This window comes from Streptomyces sp. NPDC020731 (assembly GCF_044334705.1).
Taxonomy (GTDB): Bacteria; Actinomycetota; Actinomycetes; order Streptomycetales; family Streptomycetaceae; genus Streptomyces.
This window is the reverse complement of record NZ_JBIRTN010000005.1, coordinates 202687-218763: the sequence shown is the minus strand read 5'-3', so window position 1 is coordinate 218763 and position 16077 is coordinate 202687. Positions and strand designations below refer to the sequence as shown.

Below are 16077 nucleotides of genomic sequence, written 5' to 3'. Positions count from 1 at the left end.
CGAGGGCGGCTCCGGATGTTCCGGAGCCGCCCTCGGGAAGCCCGCCGGCTACTTGCGGCTGTAGTTCGGCGCCTCGACCGTCATCTGGATGTCGTGCGGGTGGCTCTCCTTGAGACCGGCGGAGGTGATCCGCACGAACCGCCCGTTGTCCTGCAGCTCGGGCACGGTCCGGCCGCCGACGTAGAACATCGACTGGCGCAGGCCGCCGACCAGCTGGTGGACGACCGAGGAGAGCGGGCCGCGGTAGGGCACCTGGCCCTCGATGCCCTCGGGGACCAGCTGCTCGTCGGAGGCGACGCCCTCCTGGAAGTAGCGGTCCTTGGAGAACGACTTGCGGTCACCGCGGGTCTGCATGGCGCCGAGCGAACCCATGCCGCGGTACGACTTGAACTGCTTGCCGTTGATGAACATCAGCTCGCCCGGGGACTCCTCGCAGCCCGCGAGCAGCGAGCCCAGCATCACCGTGTCGGCGCCCGCGACAAGGGCCTTGGCGATGTCGCCGGAGTACTGCAGACCGCCGTCGCCGATGACCGGGACGCCGGCCTCCTTGGCGGCCAGCGCGGCCTCGTAGATCGCCGTGACCTGCGGGACGCCGACACCGGCGACGACACGCGTGGTGCAGATGGAGCCGGGGCCGACACCGACCTTGATGCCGTCGCAGCCCGCGTCGACGAGGGCCTTGGCACCGTCGCGCGTGGCGATGTTGCCGCCGATGACGTCGACGCCGGAGGAGTTCGACTTGATCTTGGCGACCATGTCGCCGACCAGACGGGAGTGGCCGTGCGCGGTGTCGACGACGATGAAGTCGGCACCCGCCTCGACCAGGGCCTGGGCACGCTCGAACGCGTCACCGGCGACACCGACCGCGGCACCGACCAGCAGCCGTCCCTCGGCGTCCTTGGCGGCGTTGGGGTACTTCTCGGCCTTCACGAAGTCCTTGACCGTGATCAGGCCCTTGAGGACGCCGCCGTCGTCGACCAGCGGAAGCTTCTCGATCTTGTGGCGCCGCAGCAGCTCCATGGCCTCCGGGCCGGAGATGCCGACCTTGCCGGTGACCAGCGGCATCGGCGTCATGACCTCGCGCACCTGACGGGAGCGGTCGGTCTCGAAGGCCATGTCACGGTTGGTGACGATGCCGAGCAGCTTCTTGTTGCCGTCGGTGACCGGGACGCCGCTGATGCGGAACTTCGCGCACAGGGCGTCGGCCTCGGCGAGCGTGGCGTCCGGGTGGATGGTGATCGGGTCGGTCACCATGCCGGACTCGGAGCGCTTCACCAGGTCGACCTGGTTGGCCTGGCCCTCGATGGACAGGTTGCGGTGCAGTACGCCGACGCCGCCCTGGCGGGCCATCGCGATCGCCATGCGCGACTCGGTGACCTTGTCCATGGCGGCGGACAGCAGCGGGATGTTGACCCGCACGTTCCTGGAGACGTACGAGGCGGTGTCGATCTGGTCGGGCGCCATGTCCGACGCGCCCGGCAGCAGCAGCACGTCGTCGTAGGTCAGCCCGAGTGTCGCGAATTTTCCGGGCACTCCGTCGACGTTGGCAGTCATGACACCTTCCCCAAATGGCCTTGATCGGTGCGGATGTCCATGCTAACGGGAAGCGTGGGTGTCTCATTCCACGGTTTCGCACGGCTCCGGGCTTCGTATGTTCGTACGGGAACGGCTGATCGTCCGTTCATACGCCGAAGGGGCGGCGCGGTGGCGGGAGGTTACTGCTCCGCCAGGGCACGCAGCCGGCTCAGCGCGCGGTGCTGGGCCACCCGAACGGCGCCGGGTGACATTCCCAACATCTGTCCAGTCTCCTCCGCCGTGAGGCCCACGGCGATACGCAGCAGAAGCAGCTCGCGCTGGTTCTCCGGCAGGTTGGCCAGCAGTTTCTTGGCCCATTCGGCGTCGCTGCTGAGCAGGGCGCGTTCCTCCGGGCCCAGGGAGTCGTCGGGGCGTTCGGGCATCTCGTCGGAGGGCACGGCCGTCGAACCGGGGTGCCGCATCGCCGCACGCTGCAGGTCGGCGACCTTGTGGGAGGCGATGGCGAAGATGAACGCCTCGAAGGGCCGGCCGGTGTCCTTGTAGCGGGGCAGCGCGAGGAGCACCGCGACGCAGACCTCCTGGGCGAGGTCCTCGACGAAGTGCCGGGCGTCGCCGGGCAGCCGTGACAGACGGGTGCGGCAGTAGCGCAGCGCCAGGGGGTGGACGTGGGCGAGCAGATCGTGCGTGGCCTGCTCGTCTCCGTCGACCGCGCGATGGACGAGCGCACCGATCGCCCCTTGGACAGTGCCCGCCTCGTCGTCGCGCATCGGTCCATGGTGCCCTGCGGACGTCTGGTCCGCGGCACCGTGTCCCTGGTTGTGCACCGAAGCGTTATGAGCAGGTGCGCCGGAACTCATACCCTGCGCCCTCCCCTTCCGCTCGACCGACTCGTCCCCGAGGAACTCCACACCTCAAGGATGCGGCATCCGCGGCGAAACGAGCAGCGGGTGTTCTGCGGCTGCCGTCGATGCGCTGGTGGACGGGGTTTTTCGCACCCCGGGCGCGGCGGCCGACGGGGGCTTTGACGCCCCGGGCGCGGCGACCGACGAGCTTGCCCGCACCCCGGCTCCGGCGGCCGGCCGACTCGCCCGCACCCCGAACCCGGCAGATCCGGCCGACTGCGACGGCTTGGCATGCTCCGGGGCCGGCTCGACCTCCCCCGGGACCCACTCGGCCGGCTCCGTGGCCTGCCGTACGGCTGGGTTCGGCTCCGTGGGGCCGGCGGTACGCCACACGGAGCCACGGGTTTCGCGCCCACCGACAGCACGCCGACCGGAGCCATGAGCTTCCCAGGTGCGGCAGCACACCATGCGAGGCCACGAACCTCGGGCCCGCCGAGAACACACCGCGCGGAGCCACAGGCTCCACGCCCGCCGAGAACACGCCCCACCGGGTCGCGGAACCCCGTGGCCGCCGAACCACGCACCGTCGGCCGATGGGCTTCGCCCGGACCCGGTGCGTGGGCGACCGGTCGCGCGGGGGTGCCGCGTCGGCGGTCGTGGTCGGGTTCCGGGCGGGGGCGTTCGCAGGCCCCCGCACACCGGCTGCCGTGTAATACCGCGCGCCGGGGCGGGCCGGTCCGAGGCCGAACGGGCCCAGGGTCTCTCGTTCGGATCGTGCCGGGCCCGTGGCCCTCGATTCCACGCCGGGCCGCGCAGGCGCAGGCACCCGGCGCTGTGCCCCGGTTCCCGCCGCCGTCCCGCGGCGCGGGGCACGGGGCCCTGCTCGCTACCCGGCGTGATCCCCACGCAAGGCCCTAGCGCACCAGGCCCCACCGGAAGCCGAGCGCCACCGCGTGGGCCCGGTCCGACGCGCCGAGCTTCTTGAAGAGCCGCCGCGCGTGCGTCTTGACGGTGTCCTCGGAGAGGAACAGCTCGCGGCCGATCTCGGCGTTGGAGCGGCCGTGGCTCATGCCTTCGAGGACCTGGATCTCCCGCGCGGTGAGCGTGGGCGCCGCACCCATCTCCGCGGAGCGCAGCCGGCGCGGGGCGAGCCGCCAGGTCGGGTCGGCGAGCGCCTGCGTGACCGTCGCCCGCAACTCCGCGCGGGAGGCGTCCTTGTGCAGATAGCCCCGCGCACCGGCCGCCACCGCGAGCGCCACACCGTCGAGGTCCTCGGCGACCGTGAGCATGATGATGCGCGCTCCGGGGTCGGCGGACAGCAGCCGCCGGACCGTCTCGACGCCGCCCAGACCGGGCATGCGTACGTCCATCAGAATCAGGTCCGAGCGGTCGGCCCCCCAGCGGCGGAGGACTTCCTCGCCGTTGGCAGCCGTCGTTACGCGCTCGACGCCGGGCACGGTCGCGACCGCGCGGCGGAGCGCCTCTCGGGCAAGCGGGGAGTCGTCGCAGACGAGGACGGAAGTCATGGCCGCCCTCCGCAGCTGATGCGCGTCACCTTGAGCCTCCAGGCTGGTACGGAATCGTCACCTGTGCGGTCGACCGTCCCGGACGTCCGTCCGAGCGCTTGTTCCTTCAACCGCCTCGCACTCTCAACGACGGTCACTCGAAAGAGTTACGGGGCCGTCTGCCATCTTCGGCACTCTACGTGAGGAGACGGACACGATGGAGACATGCGCGGCGGACCCCCGAACTTTCATCACAACCCGTGCCCCATTCAGACCCTTTTCTTCCCCTTTGTTGGTGTCCGGGGCTAGATTCGCAATGAGTCATATTTTCATCTCCTTGGATCGTAGTTGTACGGTCGTGGACACCGGATCCGCCCAGAACGGCTACAAGGGGTCACGTAATGGCAGATTTCTCCCGCCTTCCCGGACCGAACGCGGACCTGTGGGACTGGCAGCTCCTGGCCGCCTGCCGCGGGGTGGACAGCTCACTCTTCTTCCACCCGGAGGGCGAGCGTGGTGCGGCTCGAAGCGCCCGCGAGAACTCGGCCAAAGAGGTCTGCATGAGGTGCCCGGTGCGCGCCGAGTGCGCCGCACACGCGCTGGCGGTGCGCGAGCCGTACGGCGTGTGGGGCGGACTGACCGAGGACGAGCGCGAAGAGCTGATGGGGCGGGCGCGCAACCGGCTGATGTCGGCGTCGGCCGCCGCCGGGCACGCCGCTTCGAACAATTGAAGGAACGTTTCTCCAGAACGTCGGGAACACGGGGCACGCAGCGTGCCCCTGCTTTGTCACTGGAGATGATCAACCGCTCCTCACGCGCGGTGACCACATACCCGAGACCCCCTTACCGGGCGGCCGCTCCGGCCAGCTTCTCCAGCGTCGCGGTGACCGCCGGCACCTGGGCGAGGTCCGGGAGGGTGAGCGCGACGATCTCCCGGCGCACGGCGGGCTCCAGCGCCACGGTGCGCACACCCCTGGGCCGTACCGACTCGATGGCCAGCTGGGGCAGCACCGCCACCCCGAGTCCGGCGCCGACCAGTCCGGCGACGGCCGGATAGTCGTCGGTCGCGAAGTCGATGCGCGGGGTGAAGCCGGCCGCCTCGCACACCTCGACCAACTGGCCCCGGCAGCGCGGACAGCCGGCGATCCAGGGCTCGTCGGCGAGCTCGCCGATGGCGACGGACTCCGCGCGGGCGAGCCGGTGCCGTTCGGGCACGAGCCCCACCAGCCGGTCCGACAGCAACGGCCGTACGACGAGGTCGTCCCACTCCTCGGCACCCGCCGCCCCCTCGTACCGGAAGGCGAGGGCCACGTCGCAGTCGCCCTCGCGCAGCATCTCCACGGAGCGGGGCGGTTCGGCCTCCTCCAGGGACACCCGGGTGCCGGGGTGGGCGGCGCGCAGGGCGGCGAGGGCCGCGGGGACGAGTGTGGAGCTGCCACTGGGGAAGGAGACGAGCCGGACCCGGCCCGCGCGGAGCCCGGCGATGGCGGCGACCTCCTCCTCGGCGGCGGTCAGTCCGGCGATGATCCCGGCCGCGTGCCGCACCAGCGCCTCTCCGGCCTGCGTCAGGCGCATCTCGCGGCCGCTGCGTATGAGCAGGGGCGTGCCGACGGACGCCTCCAGGGCCTTCATCTGCTGACTGACGGCGGGCTGGGTGCAGCCCAGTTCACGGGCCGCCGCGGAGAAGGAACCGGTGGTGGCCACGGCGCGCAGCACGCGGAGATGACGGGCTTCGATCACCCTTCGAGGATAAGCCGAACTTTGACACTGCGCCGGATAATGCGTCGACGCTTTGATGCCCATCACCTACCGTGCGACTCATGAAGCTTCTGTCTGTGAACCTGGGGCGCCCCGAGGCCGTGCCGTACACGGACCACCGCGAGGGCGTGACCGGTATCGACAAGCAGCCCGTGGACGGGCCGGTGCGGGTGGCCGCGCCGGGCCCGAAGGGGATCGGCGCGAGCGGTCTGGCCGGGGACGCCGTGTGCGAGACACGGCATCACGGCGGGGACGACCAGGCGGTGTACGCCGTGGCCCGCGAGGACCTCGACGAGTGGGAGCGCACGCTGGGGCGCACACTGACGAACGGCTCGTTCGGCGAGAACCTCACCACCGAGGGGATCGACGTGTCCGGCGCCCTGATCGGTGAGCGCTGGGCCGTCGGGCCGGAAGTGGTGCTGGAGGTCACCTCCGGGCGCATCCCCTGCCGCACCTTCCAGGGCCATCTGGGTGAGAAGGGCTGGGTGAAGCGGTTCACGCAGCGGGGCGCGCCGGGGGCGTACTTCCGGGTGATCCGGCCCGGTGGGATACGCGCGGGTGACGCCGTACGGATCGTGCACCGGCCGGAGCACGAGGTGACGGTCGCGCTGCAGTTCCGCGCGGTGACGACCGAGCGGGCGCTGCTGCCCCGGCTGCTGGCGGCGGGCGGGGCACTGCATCCGGAGGTGCTGGCGACGGCGCGGACGTACGTGGAGAAGTACGGGGCGGAGCCGACGGCCTGACGGCATGTGTCCATGGGATGACACGAAGCGGACGACTCCACTCCGGGTAACTACTCTTGCGCCATGACAACGGCTCTGATTACGGGATCGACGGCTGGGATCGGTGCCGCGTTCGCGCGGCGGCTGGCGGCCAACGGGCATGATCTGGTGCTGGTCGCCCGCGACACCGTCCGGCTGCGCGAACAGGCGACCGAGCTGCACGACCGCCACGGCATCGAGGCGGAGGTGCTGACCGCCGACCTGGCTCAGGACAAGGGCATCGAGGCGGTGGCCGACCGCCTCGGCGACCCCAGGAACCCCGTCGACCTGCTGATCAACAACGCCGGCTTCGGCCACCGGGGCCGTTACCTCGAGGTCCCCATGGCCGACGAGCTGAGGATGCTCAAGGTGCACTGCGAGGCGGTGCTCCGGCTGACGTCGGCGGCGGTGGAGGCGATGCGCGAGCGCGGGCGCGGAGGTGTCGTGAACGTCGCCTCGACCGCCGCGTTCGTGCCGCGCGGGACCTACGGGGCGTCCAAGGCGTGGGTCGTGCAGTTCACCCAGGGCGCGGCGCAGGATCTGGCGGGCCGCGGCGTACGGCTGATGGCGCTGTGCCCCGGGTTCGTGCGCACCGAGTTCCACGCGCGGGCCGGGATGGGCACGGACAACATCCCGAACTGGATGTGGCTGGACGCGGACAAGGTCGCCGCGGCGGCGCTCGCGGACCTGGCCCGGGGCAAGTCGCTGTCGATCCCGGATCCGCGTTACAAGGCGCTGATGGGCGCGGCGAAGCTGGTCCCGCGCGGGTTGCTGGGCGGGATCTCGTCGCGGACGGGACGGAAGTACGGACCCCGGTAGCGGTCACCCGGCGGGTACGCGGATCCCGGCGGCCACAGCGTCACGGCAGACACGCGGCCGCGGCCGGCACGTGGCCACACGGTCACGGCCGGCACGTGGCCACACGGTCACGGCGGGACGGACCCGGCTCCCCGGGAGAAAATGGGTGCTGACAGACGAACCCGGACCCAGGGGGGACCGGAGGCGAGCGTCATGACCTTCGTACAGCTCATCGACTGCAGGACAAGCCGGTTCGAGGAGATGGACCGGCTCATGGACCAGTGGGTCGAGCAGACCAAGGGGAAGCGGACGGCGACGCACGCGGTGGTCGGCAAGGACCGCGCGGACACGTCGCACGTCGTCGAGATCGTGGAGTTCCCGTCGTACGAGGAGGCGGTGCGGAACTCCAAGCTGCCGGAGACCGACCGGATCTTCCGGGAGATGGTGGCCCTGTGTGACGGTGTGCCGACGTTCACGGACCTGGACGTGGTGCGCGACGCGCAGCTGAACACGGACTCCGCGCGGCGCTTCTTCGAGATCCTGGCCACCGAGGACGACCTCTCCCCGATGACGGGCCTGATCGAGGAGCACTACCACGACCACGATCCGGCCAACGAGCAGGACGTCATCGGCCTCGACCACTTCCGGCGCGAGATGGACGTGTGGCGCGGCGGCTTCGACTTCGCGTTCCGGATCGAGGACCAGCTCGCGCGGGTGGACCGGGTGTGCACCCGGTGGAGCTGGGAGGGCACCCACAAGGCCGACTTCCTCGGCATCCCGGCAACGGGGAGGAAGGCCGTCATGACGGGCACGACCATCTTCCGCTTCGGCGACAACGGAAAGATCGTCGAGGGCTGGTGGCAGTACGACCGGCTGGGGCTGATGGCGCAGCTGGGGGCGCTGGAACCGACGGATCCCTGAGCCTGCGTCACCTCGGACGGTCGGCCGGTCCGGGCGGCGACGGCACGCGCGCACCAGGGGCTCGGTGTGTGGTGTCCGCCTTCAGGTCACGGCCTTCCGCCACCGCCGCCGGGACACCGCCCCGTCGGGAGACGTCCCCGTGCCGGAGGCCCCCACCGGTGGTGAGGGCCTCGTGATGCGGCGTGGGAGGACGGTGATGCCGTCGCGCTAGGACAGCGGCGGCTGCCACCACTCGACGTAGCCCCAGCCGCTCACGGCGGCGATCAGCCACAGCAGCAGCACCAGGGAGATCCGGAGGTCCAGGTAGCGGCCCGCCTTGACGTTCAGCCCCGACCGGTCGAGCCGGAAGTCCCAGGCGGGCGTCTCCTGCACAGGGCTTTCGCAGGCCGCGCACCTGTCGGTGCCGTCTGCGTCCCGCTTCTTCGTGGCCATGTCCCACACCGTCCTCTCATCGTGTCCCACCCGGACCCTATAACTCTACCTAGGTCATACACAACCTAGGTAGAGTTGTGGGTGAACACGAAGCACTCAACCATTTCGCTGGAGGCAACATAAGTCATGGACAAGGTAGGTAGAGTTAGGGATATGAGTGGATTCCGAATGACCAAGCAGACCGAGCTGGTCCTCAGGGAGCTGCTCCGGAACCCGACGCGGGCCCATTACGGGCTGGCAATCGGTCAGGCGGTGGAACTGCAGAGCGGGACCATCCAGCCCATCCTGGCCAGGCTCGGACGAGCGGGGATACTGGAGAGCTTCTGGGAGGACCCCGATGAGCACGTCGCAAGCACTCCACCCCGGCCCCGACGCCGCTACTACCGCTTCACCACGGACGGCGCGGAGCAGGCCCGCGTAGCTCTGGCCCTGGCCCTGGCCCGCACCAGCAGAAGCAGGCCGGTGAAGTCCGGCACGGCCGCCCCCACTCCCGCCACGGACTGATCGGACTGCACATCGATGGTCACCGCCCTCGCCGCCGCCGTCCTGTTCGCCTCGGCGGCCCTGCTCCTGGCCCTCGCCCTGCTGATAGCGGTGCGCGGCAGGAAGTCGACAGCACAAGCGATCAAACTGCTGCCCGAACCGCTCGACGCGTTCCTGGGCCGGGTGGGCAGGCGGCTCGTCTCCCTGTGGCGGACGAGCCCCGAAGGAAGGCAGCACGAGGGGCGGCCCGCGGCCGTCCCCAGGGACACCCGGGTGGGCGTCAGGCTGCGCCTCATCGGCGCCTTCCTCCCCGCCAGTGAGAAATGGCGGCTCGAGGAGACGATGGATCACCGCAACGAGCTACGGAAGCAAGGTGGCCGCCTGCCTCCGTTCTACTACCTGGTCACTTTCGCGGGAGCATGCAGGATGCGCTGGGAAGCATGGACGGACCCCGAGCGGCAGGTCGACTGAGATCGGAAGGCGGCGCGAGGGGAAAGCGGCCAACCGGGCCCCCACAGTCGTGGGGGCCCTTCGCGTTGAGGCACGAACCCGAAGCGGCACGGACCGGAGCGGCACGACTCCAAAGCGACATGCCCATGTCATTCAGCTATTGGCTGACCGACATGGGCATAATGACAGGAGCAGATAGGCGTAAGCGTTCCGTGCATAGCAGAGAAGGTACCGGGTACGCGCACGACGGAAGGAGCGGCGATGACACCCCTAGTTGATCCCAGCCTCAACAGGCGAAAACTGCGTATCGCGCTGCGCAGGGCCCGGGAGGACGCCGGCCTCACTCAGCGCGAGGCCGCGGAGCGCGTGGAGTGGTCCCTGTCCAAATTGGTCCGGGTGGAGAACGGCGCGGTGAGCATCTCCGTGACCGACCTGCGCGCCCTGGCCCAGGTCTACGGCATCACCGACCCCGCGGTGGTCGAGGAACTGGAGACCGCGGCCCGCGGAAGCAAGGGGCCCAGCTGGTGGTCCAGCTTCCACGATGTCGTCAATCCGCAGTTCGCCCAGTACCTGGGGTACGAGACCGCAGCCGTCAGCCTGTCCACGTACCACCCGATCGTGGTGCCGGGCCATCTGCAGACCCGCGGTTACGCGGAGGCGCTGCTGCGTCCTCGCGTCCTCGACCCCGAGCGGCTCGCGCGCCTGGTGGACCTCCGGATGAAGCGCCGGGAGCGGATGTTCGGGGGCGACGGCCCCCGGGAGACGCTGTTCCTCCTCGACGAGGCCGCCGTCCGGCGCCGGGTCGGCGGCGACGCGGTGATGGCCGAGCAGCTCCGGCAACTGCTGGACCTGGCGGACCGGCCCGACGTCACCCTGCGCGTCCTGCCCTTCGAGGCGGGCGCCCACTACAGCACCCTCGGCAGCTTCGTCCTGCTCGGCTTCACCGACGACAAGGACCTGCTGTACCTGGAGTACGCCACCGGCAGCATGACCGGGGGCGAGGACCCCCGGTTGCTGGAGCGCTATCAGGAGTGCCTGGAGCAGATCTCGCGCCTGGCTCTCGATGCGTCGGAGTCGCTCGGTCTGATCGGCCGCGTCAAGCAGGACCTGGACAGAGCCTAGCCGGGCCCGGCCCCGCGGAACCGACATGAGCAGGGGGAGGATCGAGGTGACGAGAGCAGCGTGGCGGCGCCTGCGGGAGCTGCTCGTTTCCGGAGGAGGGCAGGACCGTACGGGCTCGGCCGACGAGCCCGCGGAGGAGGCCGGAGGGACGCCCGGCCGGACGGGGGAACCCGGTCCCGCGCACCCCGCTCCCGTTCCGTCGGGGTCCGTGGAGCGGATCGTCGGCTGCTTCGCCGTGCTCGCCGTGCTCTTCATGTTGAGCACGGCGATCGTCGCGCTCACGTTGGCCGACGGTTCTTGGGACGTCTCGTGGAAGACCGTCTTCTGGATCGTGGTCAGCCTGGGGGTCGCCATACTCGCCGCCGCGCTCGCCTGGCGGGTCGGGAAGGCCTGGCAACGCCGGAGGAAGGGCCCTACCGGGGCGAACCCGCCCGCGGAACGTACGGAAGACGATCAGAACTCGGTGGGGAAGCCGTGACGGAGTAACGTCCGCACCACAGGCCCGCACTCACCGAAACGGCGAGCAGCACGGCCACCCACAGCACTCGCTTCACCGGCAGGCTCTCCACCAGAAGGGACGCGGCGGCCGCGGTACTCGTGGCGACCGCTCCGACGGCGAGCAGGAAGAGCGCGGGGGGCGCGACGCCGACGGAGCGGGACCGGCCCTCGCCCCCGCGCCTCCGCGCTGCAGACTTCTCGATGTCCATAACAGCCCCACACTTTCTGCCGTCCGCCCGAAAGGATGTCATGCGTCCCTTGGTTCTCCGCGTGCGACAGCACTGAGGAAGCCCGTCCAGGCGAGGGCGGTGAAGCGCAGCACGGTCGCGGCAGGTCGCTTCGAGTCACGCGCAAGGACATGCCTGGCGAGTACGGCCACCTCCACACACTCCGACTCGTTGCCGCAGGCACTGCTTCTACGCCATAAGGGTCGCCCCTCATGAACCACCGCGGTCTCCCCCCGATCCCCCAAGCTGCCCGAAATGGTGCCCGTCAAGCGTAGTGGCCGACCGGCCGCAGCCGCAGGCGAGTACCGAAATCCCTGGCTTCACCTTCGCCACCGGTACCCGGCCGACCACGAAGAGCTACCTGGAATTCAGGTTAGGGCCGGCTCACCTCGGGTGCCATACGAGAACCGGCCCATTCGGAGTACGCCGGTGCTCGTACGAGACCGACGAGCGCCGACCGGGTGGCCGGAGCCCACGACGCCGTCGCCGGCGAGGGAGCGGTGGCGCGACAGGAGGTCACCCGTGTGGTGGTCGCGGGGCCGAAGACGGCGTCCGTGCCGGTGCGGTACCCGTGGGACGCGAGCCGCAGCCGGATCGCGGCGACCGTCTCGCCCCTTGCGGGCCGGTCACCTCGCCCCGGACGTCACCACCTGCGCCCGGCGGTGGAGCGTCTCGCTCTTCTCGTCGTAGGTGAGCCGGGTCCCGTCGCCGGGCGGGCGTACGTAATGGCGATCATGGTGATCCGCTCTCCGCTCCCGGCGGAGGGCGGTGGGGGATGCGCGGGCAGCCCTTCTTGAGCCCAGAGGCCCGCCGGACCGCCCTGCGGTCCCGGATCAACGCGTTCGTCGAGCAGCACCTCGCCGACCCCTACACCTACGGCCACCGCAGCGCCCAGGGCCTGGCCTTCGGCCCCGACGGCGGGGCCCTCACCAGAACCACGGCTCCGACCTGCCCCGGCCGGTACTCGGACGCCGGTCACGGTGCAGAACGCCTCCGCTCCAGCAACCAGGTCCCCCCTGTCACTGCCCCCGTCACACATAAGCCGATGATCAGCGACCTTGTGAGCTCCTCCATCTTGCTGCCGTCGTCCGCGACGACCACCGCCACCGCCATGATGACGGTCGTGATCACCAGCCCAACGGCCAGGTTCTTCCTCACCCGCGATTTCAGCACCTGCTTCTCCTTCTCCATGGGTGTGGCGCCGCGTCGTCCTCGATGCGGTGCCACACCGGGTTGTGTTCCGTCCGGGTCGGTCAGTACGGCCTTGGGCCGTGTCCGTCAGGGACGTTGCAGACCACCACCGAACGGCGTGAACTCCGACTTCACGAGCGAGGCGTCGGGCCCGCAGGCCGTCTAGCGCGTGGCGGACCGTGATCCGCCTACGGCGGACAGGGAAGGCGGCTCGTAGTCGTACAGATATCCCTGCGCCCGTTCGAAGAACGGGAGGAGTACGCGCATCTTCGCCGAGTTGATCTGTCGCTTCACGGCGCCGGGTCGCTTGCTCTCACGGGCGTTGTGCCCGTGCTTGAGCAGTTTGTCGATGCGCGGGCGGCGTGTCGCGTCGTAGGCCTTGAGTGCCGCCGGGACGGTCGGGGCGCTGCTCAGCGCCGCCGCGAGCTCCAGTGCGTCCTCGATGCACATCGAGGCGCCGTGTCCGACGCCGACAGGGTGGGCGGCGTCGCCGACCAGGACCATGCGCCCACTGTGCCACGTCCGGATCGGGTCGCAGACGTTCAGGTGGCCGGACGCGACGATCGATGTCGCGGCTCCGACCATGGCCCTCGGCATTGCCTCCGGAAACAGCTCGGTGACGCGCCGGAGCCATTGCGCGTCGTCGATGCCTCGCAGGTCGGGCTTGACCGGATCCCCGATCTGAGCCGTCCACCACTGGGTCTTCTCGTCGATGCTGGTGTACACGAAGGCACCGTTGCGCGCGTAGGAGAGGTTCCAGACGCCGGGCTCGAGACCCGTCATGGTGGCGATTCCGGCGACCCCGTAGAGCCCCGCGTACTCTGCGCGCGGCGCGGACGAGTCGATCAGCCCGCGCACGGTTGACCAGACGCCGTCGGCGCCCACGAGCAGCTCCGCGGTGTCGCGCCGGCCGGAGGCGAATTCGGCCACCACGCTGTCCGCTGACTCCGTCGCGCCCACCAGGCGCTCGCCGGTGACGATCTGTGCGCCCGCGTCGAGCGCCGCGCGCCGCAGGATCGCCACGAGCCGTCCGCGCCGGAGCGAGATGCTGCGCATCGAGTCGGCTTCGCGCCGAAGGCGTGGCACGTCGCCCAAGAGGTGGCCGCCCGCCGAGTAGAACCGCATCCGTTCGATGGGGTGTCCGGCCGCCTGTACGTCGCGTAGGCAGTCCAGCTTCTCCAGTGCGCGCAGGCCGTTGACCGCCAGGCTGAAGTGGGCGCCGACGTCCTCGGGCGGAACGTCGTACGCCTCGTAGACGGTCACGTCGTGACCGATCCGCTGCAGTGCAAGGGCGATGGCAGGCCCGGCTATCCCGCCACCGATCACGATCGTCCGCATGACATCTCCCTGAATTGAGTTTCACTGAATGCTGATTCAGCGTAAGTCTGTTCCGATACGCTGGCGTCTGTCAACAGCCGATGGAGGACGACATGCCGCAGGCGAGTACCGCCAGTCGAAAAGTCCGGGCGGCCCAGACTCGTGCCGCGCTGCTGGACGCGGCGCGGGGGCTGTTCAACGATCGCGGCTACCTCAATACGAAGATCACCGACATCACCGCCGCGGCCGGACGCTCGACCGGCTCGTTCTACGAACACTTCGCCGGCAAGGACGAGCTGCTCCAGGCGCTCCTCGCCGAGATGGAGAGTGCGATCGACAAGCGCATGGTCGGCCTGGAGCACCCCCGCGACCACGACCTGACCGACCGCGACCAGCTGCGCGACCACCTCGGTGTCGCGTGGACGGTGATGCGGCAGAACCGCCCGGTCACGCTCGCACTGTTTCAGGCGATGGTGGCCGACGACCCCGGCACGGGCCGGGCCTGGCGCGACCTGTGCGAGCAGACAGGAACCATTCGGGAGCATCTGGAGTACCTGGTCGAGCGCGGACACCAGCTGCCCGGCGACCCCGAGTTCATCGCGGCGGCGATGGGCGCGATGCTCGTCACCCTCAACTACGCTGTGCTCACGCCCCCTGGCGGCGAAGACGACCAGTACGTCATCGACACCCTCACGGATCTGCTGTTGCACGGGCTGACCGGACCGGCGTCACGACCAGCGGAAGAAGCTTGACGGACCACGTGCGCGTCGATCCCGCGCCGGCCGAGGACAAGGCTTTGCCGACGGCGGTCAGGCTCAACACCGCAGCCGCGCACGAGCGGTTCGAGGGCCTGGCTGTCGCGCGGGTTCGCGCCGGAGATCCCGATCGAGAGCGGTGAACCGGTCCGCTCGGTGATCAAGTGGATCTTCGAGCCTTTCTTGACCGAGGAGTTCCAGGCCGCCCTCGACACCGGGCGTGCTGAGCGCGAGCTGGTCGAGGCGGATCTCGTCAACTGGCGGCCTGAGAAGAAGGCAGGTGGGCGGCGCAGGAAGAGCGAGTAAGCATCGCCCTTCGGGCATGAGTGAGGGGCGGTGGGAAGCGCAAATGGTTCCCTACCGCCCCTCGTTCGTTTCAGACGCGTGCGGCCATCCGCACAAATGCCGTCCACTGGGCAGAGGACACATTGAGGATCGCCACGTCCGGGCACTTGGAGTCGCGGACCAGCACGGCCGTACCGGCGTCCGCGATCTCGACGCAATCACCACCGTTGCCCGCGCTGTAGCTGCTCTTGAACCAGCGCAGTTCGCCAGCGGCAGGCTCGGGGCTGCCTGTCTTCATAGCTCTCCCAACAGCTTCTGGATGAAGGCCAGCGACTCCCTGGGAGTCAACGCCTGCGCCGCGAGGACTCTGTACGTCGCCTCCAACGGACTGACCTTCTTCGGGTCCGAGTACAGGGCACTTGTGTCCTGTACCTCCATGTAAGCCATCCTGCGCTGATCGGCGAGATGGATCAATGTGAAGGGGCCCGCCAGTCCTGCATGCTCGTCGCGCCGCGTCGGCATGACCTGCAACTCGACGTTGCGTTCATGCCCGTACAGCAGCAATTGTTCCAATTGGCCCCGCAGCACCTCCGGACCTCCAAGAGGTCGCTGCAGAACATGTTCTTCAATGACGAAGCTCAGCAACGGAGCAGGCCGACGAGCGAAGAGCTTCCGCCGCTCCAACCGCGCCGTCACGCCCTGCTCGATCGTCTCCTCGTCCAACAACGGACGCCACATGCGGAAGACCGCGCGTGCGTACTCCTCCGTCTGCAAGATCCCCTTGACCACGTGGTCGGAGTAGGCGTGCAACTCGACCGCTTGGGACTCCAGTTCCGCGTACCGCCGGAAGAACCCCGGATACCGAGCCTTCGCCACCTCCCCCTTCATCGCCACCAGCAGCCCCCGCCCGCCCACCTCCCGATCCACCGCGTCCACCAACTCCGGTTTCGGGATGCGACGTCCCTGCTCCACCGCTGCGATCAGGGCCTCGCCGTAGCTGACCCGCTCCCCCAACTGCGCCTGTGTCAGCCCGGCCGCCTCCCGCAGCAGCTTCATCTGCCGCCCGAAGCACCGCAGGAACTCCCCGTTCGAGTCCGCGCCCGCGTCCTCCACGCCCGCACCCGAGTCCGCTCCCGACTCCATCGCACCAGCCCCCTCAGCACATCCGTCCACCGATCACCCGTACTCGCACCGTA

21 protein-coding genes are annotated in these 16077 nt (G+C 69.7%); 11 read left to right on the top strand and 10 right to left on the bottom strand.

Annotated features, from left to right (window positions below; genetic code table 11):
- Positions 1-48 precede the first annotated feature (48 nt).
- The 3 genes from guaB to ACH4VX_RS09990 form a co-directional block, all read right to left on the bottom strand.
- On the bottom strand, positions 49-1554 hold the full coding sequence (gene guaB, locus ACH4VX_RS10000) for an IMP dehydrogenase (protein WP_398366855.1): 1506 nt from the start codon (positions 1552-1554) through the stop codon (positions 49-51).
- Between the two features lie 161 nt (positions 1555-1715).
- Complete coding sequence (locus tag ACH4VX_RS09995) at positions 1716-2303, bottom strand: sigma-70 family RNA polymerase sigma factor (RefSeq protein WP_398366854.1); 588 nt, start codon at positions 2301-2303, stop codon at positions 1716-1718.
- A gap of 989 nt (positions 2304-3292) precedes the next feature.
- Positions 3293-3904 carry a response regulator transcription factor gene (locus ACH4VX_RS09990; RefSeq protein WP_003948568.1) on the bottom strand — a complete coding sequence of 204 codons (612 nt, stop codon included), beginning with the start codon at positions 3902-3904 and terminating at the stop codon, positions 3293-3295.
- A gap of 380 nt (positions 3905-4284) precedes the next feature.
- Here ACH4VX_RS09990 and ACH4VX_RS09985 point away from each other — a divergent pair, with 380 nt between their 5' ends.
- Positions 4285-4614: a WhiB family transcriptional regulator gene (locus tag ACH4VX_RS09985; RefSeq protein WP_398366853.1), complete on the top strand. Its 330-nt coding sequence runs from the start codon at positions 4285-4287 to the stop codon at positions 4612-4614.
- Positions 4615-4726: 112 nt separating this feature from the next.
- Here ACH4VX_RS09985 and ACH4VX_RS09980 read toward each other — a convergent pair whose 3' ends face one another.
- Positions 4727-5623, bottom strand: a complete 897-nt coding sequence (locus ACH4VX_RS09980) for a LysR family transcriptional regulator (protein ID WP_398366852.1) — start codon at positions 5621-5623, stop codon at positions 4727-4729.
- An 80-nt stretch (positions 5624-5703) separates the two neighbouring features.
- Between ACH4VX_RS09980 and ACH4VX_RS09975 the strand changes: the two genes are divergently transcribed.
- The 3 genes from ACH4VX_RS09975 to ACH4VX_RS09965 all read left to right on the top strand — a co-directional run bounded on the left by ACH4VX_RS09975 (position 5704) and on the right by ACH4VX_RS09965 (position 8121).
- The gene (locus ACH4VX_RS09975) at positions 5704-6384 is read left to right on the top strand and encodes an MOSC domain-containing protein (RefSeq protein WP_398366851.1); all 681 of its coding nucleotides are present in this window, start codon (positions 5704-5706) and stop codon (positions 6382-6384) included.
- Positions 6385-6447: 63 nt separating this feature from the next.
- The gene (locus ACH4VX_RS09970) at positions 6448-7221 is read left to right on the top strand and encodes an SDR family NAD(P)-dependent oxidoreductase (protein ID WP_398366850.1); all 774 of its coding nucleotides are present in this window, start codon (positions 6448-6450) and stop codon (positions 7219-7221) included.
- Positions 7222-7413: 192 nt separating this feature from the next.
- On the top strand, positions 7414-8121 hold the full coding sequence (locus ACH4VX_RS09965) for an ester cyclase (protein ID WP_398366849.1): 708 nt from the start codon (positions 7414-7416) through the stop codon (positions 8119-8121).
- 207 nt (positions 8122-8328) lie between these two features.
- On the opposite strand, the gene ACH4VX_RS09960 is transcribed toward ACH4VX_RS09965, so the two are convergent.
- On the bottom strand, positions 8329-8553 hold the full coding sequence (locus ACH4VX_RS09960) for a hypothetical protein (RefSeq protein WP_398366848.1): 225 nt from the start codon (positions 8551-8553) through the stop codon (positions 8329-8331).
- Between the two features lie 153 nt (positions 8554-8706).
- On the opposite strand from ACH4VX_RS09960, the gene ACH4VX_RS09955 reads away from it, so the two are divergent.
- The 4 genes from ACH4VX_RS09955 to ACH4VX_RS09940 all read left to right on the top strand — a co-directional run bounded on the left by ACH4VX_RS09955 (position 8707) and on the right by ACH4VX_RS09940 (position 11086).
- Positions 8707-9057 carry a PadR family transcriptional regulator gene (locus ACH4VX_RS09955; protein ID WP_398366847.1) on the top strand — a complete coding sequence of 117 codons (351 nt, stop codon included), beginning with the start codon at positions 8707-8709 and terminating at the stop codon, positions 9055-9057.
- A 15-nt stretch (positions 9058-9072) separates the two neighbouring features.
- Positions 9073-9507, top strand: a complete 435-nt coding sequence (locus ACH4VX_RS09950; RefSeq protein WP_398366846.1) for a hypothetical protein — start codon at positions 9073-9075, stop codon at positions 9505-9507.
- Positions 9508-9747: 240 nt separating this feature from the next.
- On the top strand, positions 9748-10608 hold the full coding sequence (locus tag ACH4VX_RS09945; protein ID WP_398366845.1) for a helix-turn-helix domain-containing protein: 861 nt from the start codon (positions 9748-9750) through the stop codon (positions 10606-10608).
- Positions 10609-10816: 208 nt separating this feature from the next.
- Complete coding sequence (locus ACH4VX_RS09940; RefSeq protein ID WP_398366844.1) at positions 10817-11086, top strand: hypothetical protein; 270 nt, start codon at positions 10817-10819, stop codon at positions 11084-11086.
- Positions 11087-11353: 267 nt separating this feature from the next.
- Here ACH4VX_RS09940 and ACH4VX_RS09935 read toward each other — a convergent pair whose 3' ends face one another.
- The 3 genes from ACH4VX_RS09935 to ACH4VX_RS09925 all read right to left on the bottom strand — a co-directional run bounded on the left by ACH4VX_RS09935 (position 11354) and on the right by ACH4VX_RS09925 (position 13862).
- Positions 11354-11554 (bottom strand): DUF397 domain-containing protein, encoded by a 201-nt coding sequence (locus ACH4VX_RS09935; RefSeq protein WP_228313034.1) that lies wholly within the window; start codon positions 11552-11554, stop codon positions 11354-11356.
- Positions 11555-12308: 754 nt separating this feature from the next.
- The gene (locus ACH4VX_RS09930; protein ID WP_398366843.1) at positions 12309-12524 is read right to left on the bottom strand and encodes a hypothetical protein; all 216 of its coding nucleotides are present in this window, start codon (positions 12522-12524) and stop codon (positions 12309-12311) included.
- 162 nt (positions 12525-12686) lie between these two features.
- Positions 12687-13862 (bottom strand): FAD-dependent oxidoreductase, encoded by a 1176-nt coding sequence (locus ACH4VX_RS09925; protein WP_398366842.1) that lies wholly within the window; start codon positions 13860-13862, stop codon positions 12687-12689.
- 80 nt (positions 13863-13942) lie between these two features.
- Here ACH4VX_RS09925 and ACH4VX_RS09920 point away from each other — a divergent pair, with 80 nt between their 5' ends.
- Genes ACH4VX_RS09920 through ACH4VX_RS09910 form a run of 3 tightly spaced genes read left to right on the top strand, consistent with a single transcriptional unit; the run spans position 13943 to position 14902 of the window.
- Positions 13943-14593 carry a TetR/AcrR family transcriptional regulator gene (locus ACH4VX_RS09920; protein ID WP_398366841.1) on the top strand — a complete coding sequence of 217 codons (651 nt, stop codon included), beginning with the start codon at positions 13943-13945 and terminating at the stop codon, positions 14591-14593.
- Positions 14590-14739 carry a hypothetical protein gene (locus ACH4VX_RS09915; protein ID WP_398366840.1) on the top strand — a complete coding sequence of 50 codons (150 nt, stop codon included), beginning with the start codon at positions 14590-14592 and terminating at the stop codon, positions 14737-14739. The genes ACH4VX_RS09920 and ACH4VX_RS09915 overlap by 4 nt, the downstream gene beginning before the upstream one ends.
- Before the next feature lie 40 nt (positions 14740-14779).
- Positions 14780-14902, top strand: a complete 123-nt coding sequence (locus tag ACH4VX_RS09910) for a hypothetical protein (protein ID WP_398366839.1) — start codon at positions 14780-14782, stop codon at positions 14900-14902.
- A gap of 70 nt (positions 14903-14972) precedes the next feature.
- On the opposite strand, the gene ACH4VX_RS09905 is transcribed toward ACH4VX_RS09910, so the two are convergent.
- The gene (locus ACH4VX_RS09905; RefSeq protein WP_398366838.1) at positions 14973-15179 is read right to left on the bottom strand and encodes a DUF397 domain-containing protein; all 207 of its coding nucleotides are present in this window, start codon (positions 15177-15179) and stop codon (positions 14973-14975) included.
- Positions 15176-16024, bottom strand: a complete 849-nt coding sequence (locus ACH4VX_RS09900) for a Scr1 family TA system antitoxin-like transcriptional regulator (protein WP_398366837.1) — start codon at positions 16022-16024, stop codon at positions 15176-15178. The genes ACH4VX_RS09905 and ACH4VX_RS09900 overlap by 4 nt, the downstream gene beginning before the upstream one ends.
- Between the last annotated feature and the right edge of the window lie 53 nt (positions 16025-16077).

Coding starts and splice junctions, on each gene's coding strand:
- guaB (WP_398366855.1), bottom strand. CDS start 1,554: ATGACTGCCAACGTCGACGGAGTGCCCGGAAAATTCGCGACACTCGGG.
- ACH4VX_RS09995 (WP_398366854.1), bottom strand. CDS start 2,303: ATGCGCGACGACGAGGCGGGCACTGTCCAAGGGGCGATCGGTGCGCTC.
- ACH4VX_RS09990 (WP_003948568.1), bottom strand. CDS start 3,904: ATGACTTCCGTCCTCGTCTGCGACGACTCCCCGCTTGCCCGAGAGGCG.
- ACH4VX_RS09985 (WP_398366853.1), top strand. CDS start 4,285: ATGGCAGATTTCTCCCGCCTTCCCGGACCGAACGCGGACCTGTGGGAC.
- ACH4VX_RS09975 (WP_398366851.1), top strand. CDS start 5,704: ATGAAGCTTCTGTCTGTGAACCTGGGGCGCCCCGAGGCCGTGCCGTAC.
- ACH4VX_RS09970 (WP_398366850.1), top strand. CDS start 6,448: ATGACAACGGCTCTGATTACGGGATCGACGGCTGGGATCGGTGCCGCG.
- ACH4VX_RS09965 (WP_398366849.1), top strand. CDS start 7,414: ATGACCTTCGTACAGCTCATCGACTGCAGGACAAGCCGGTTCGAGGAG.
- ACH4VX_RS09960 (WP_398366848.1), bottom strand. CDS start 8,553: ATGGCCACGAAGAAGCGGGACGCAGACGGCACCGACAGGTGCGCGGCC.
- ACH4VX_RS09955 (WP_398366847.1), top strand. CDS start 8,707: ATGAGTGGATTCCGAATGACCAAGCAGACCGAGCTGGTCCTCAGGGAG.
- ACH4VX_RS09950 (WP_398366846.1), top strand. CDS start 9,073: ATGGTCACCGCCCTCGCCGCCGCCGTCCTGTTCGCCTCGGCGGCCCTG.
- ACH4VX_RS09945 (WP_398366845.1), top strand. CDS start 9,748: ATGACACCCCTAGTTGATCCCAGCCTCAACAGGCGAAAACTGCGTATC.
- ACH4VX_RS09930 (WP_398366843.1), bottom strand. CDS start 12,524: ATGGAGAAGGAGAAGCAGGTGCTGAAATCGCGGGTGAGGAAGAACCTG.
- ACH4VX_RS09925 (WP_398366842.1), bottom strand. CDS start 13,862: ATGCGGACGATCGTGATCGGTGGCGGGATAGCCGGGCCTGCCATCGCC.
- ACH4VX_RS09920 (WP_398366841.1), top strand. CDS start 13,943: ATGGAGGACGACATGCCGCAGGCGAGTACCGCCAGTCGAAAAGTCCGG.
- ACH4VX_RS09905 (WP_398366838.1), bottom strand. CDS start 15,179: ATGAAGACAGGCAGCCCCGAGCCTGCCGCTGGCGAACTGCGCTGGTTC.
- ACH4VX_RS09900 (WP_398366837.1), bottom strand. CDS start 16,024: ATGGAGTCGGGAGCGGACTCGGGTGCGGGCGTGGAGGACGCGGGCGCG.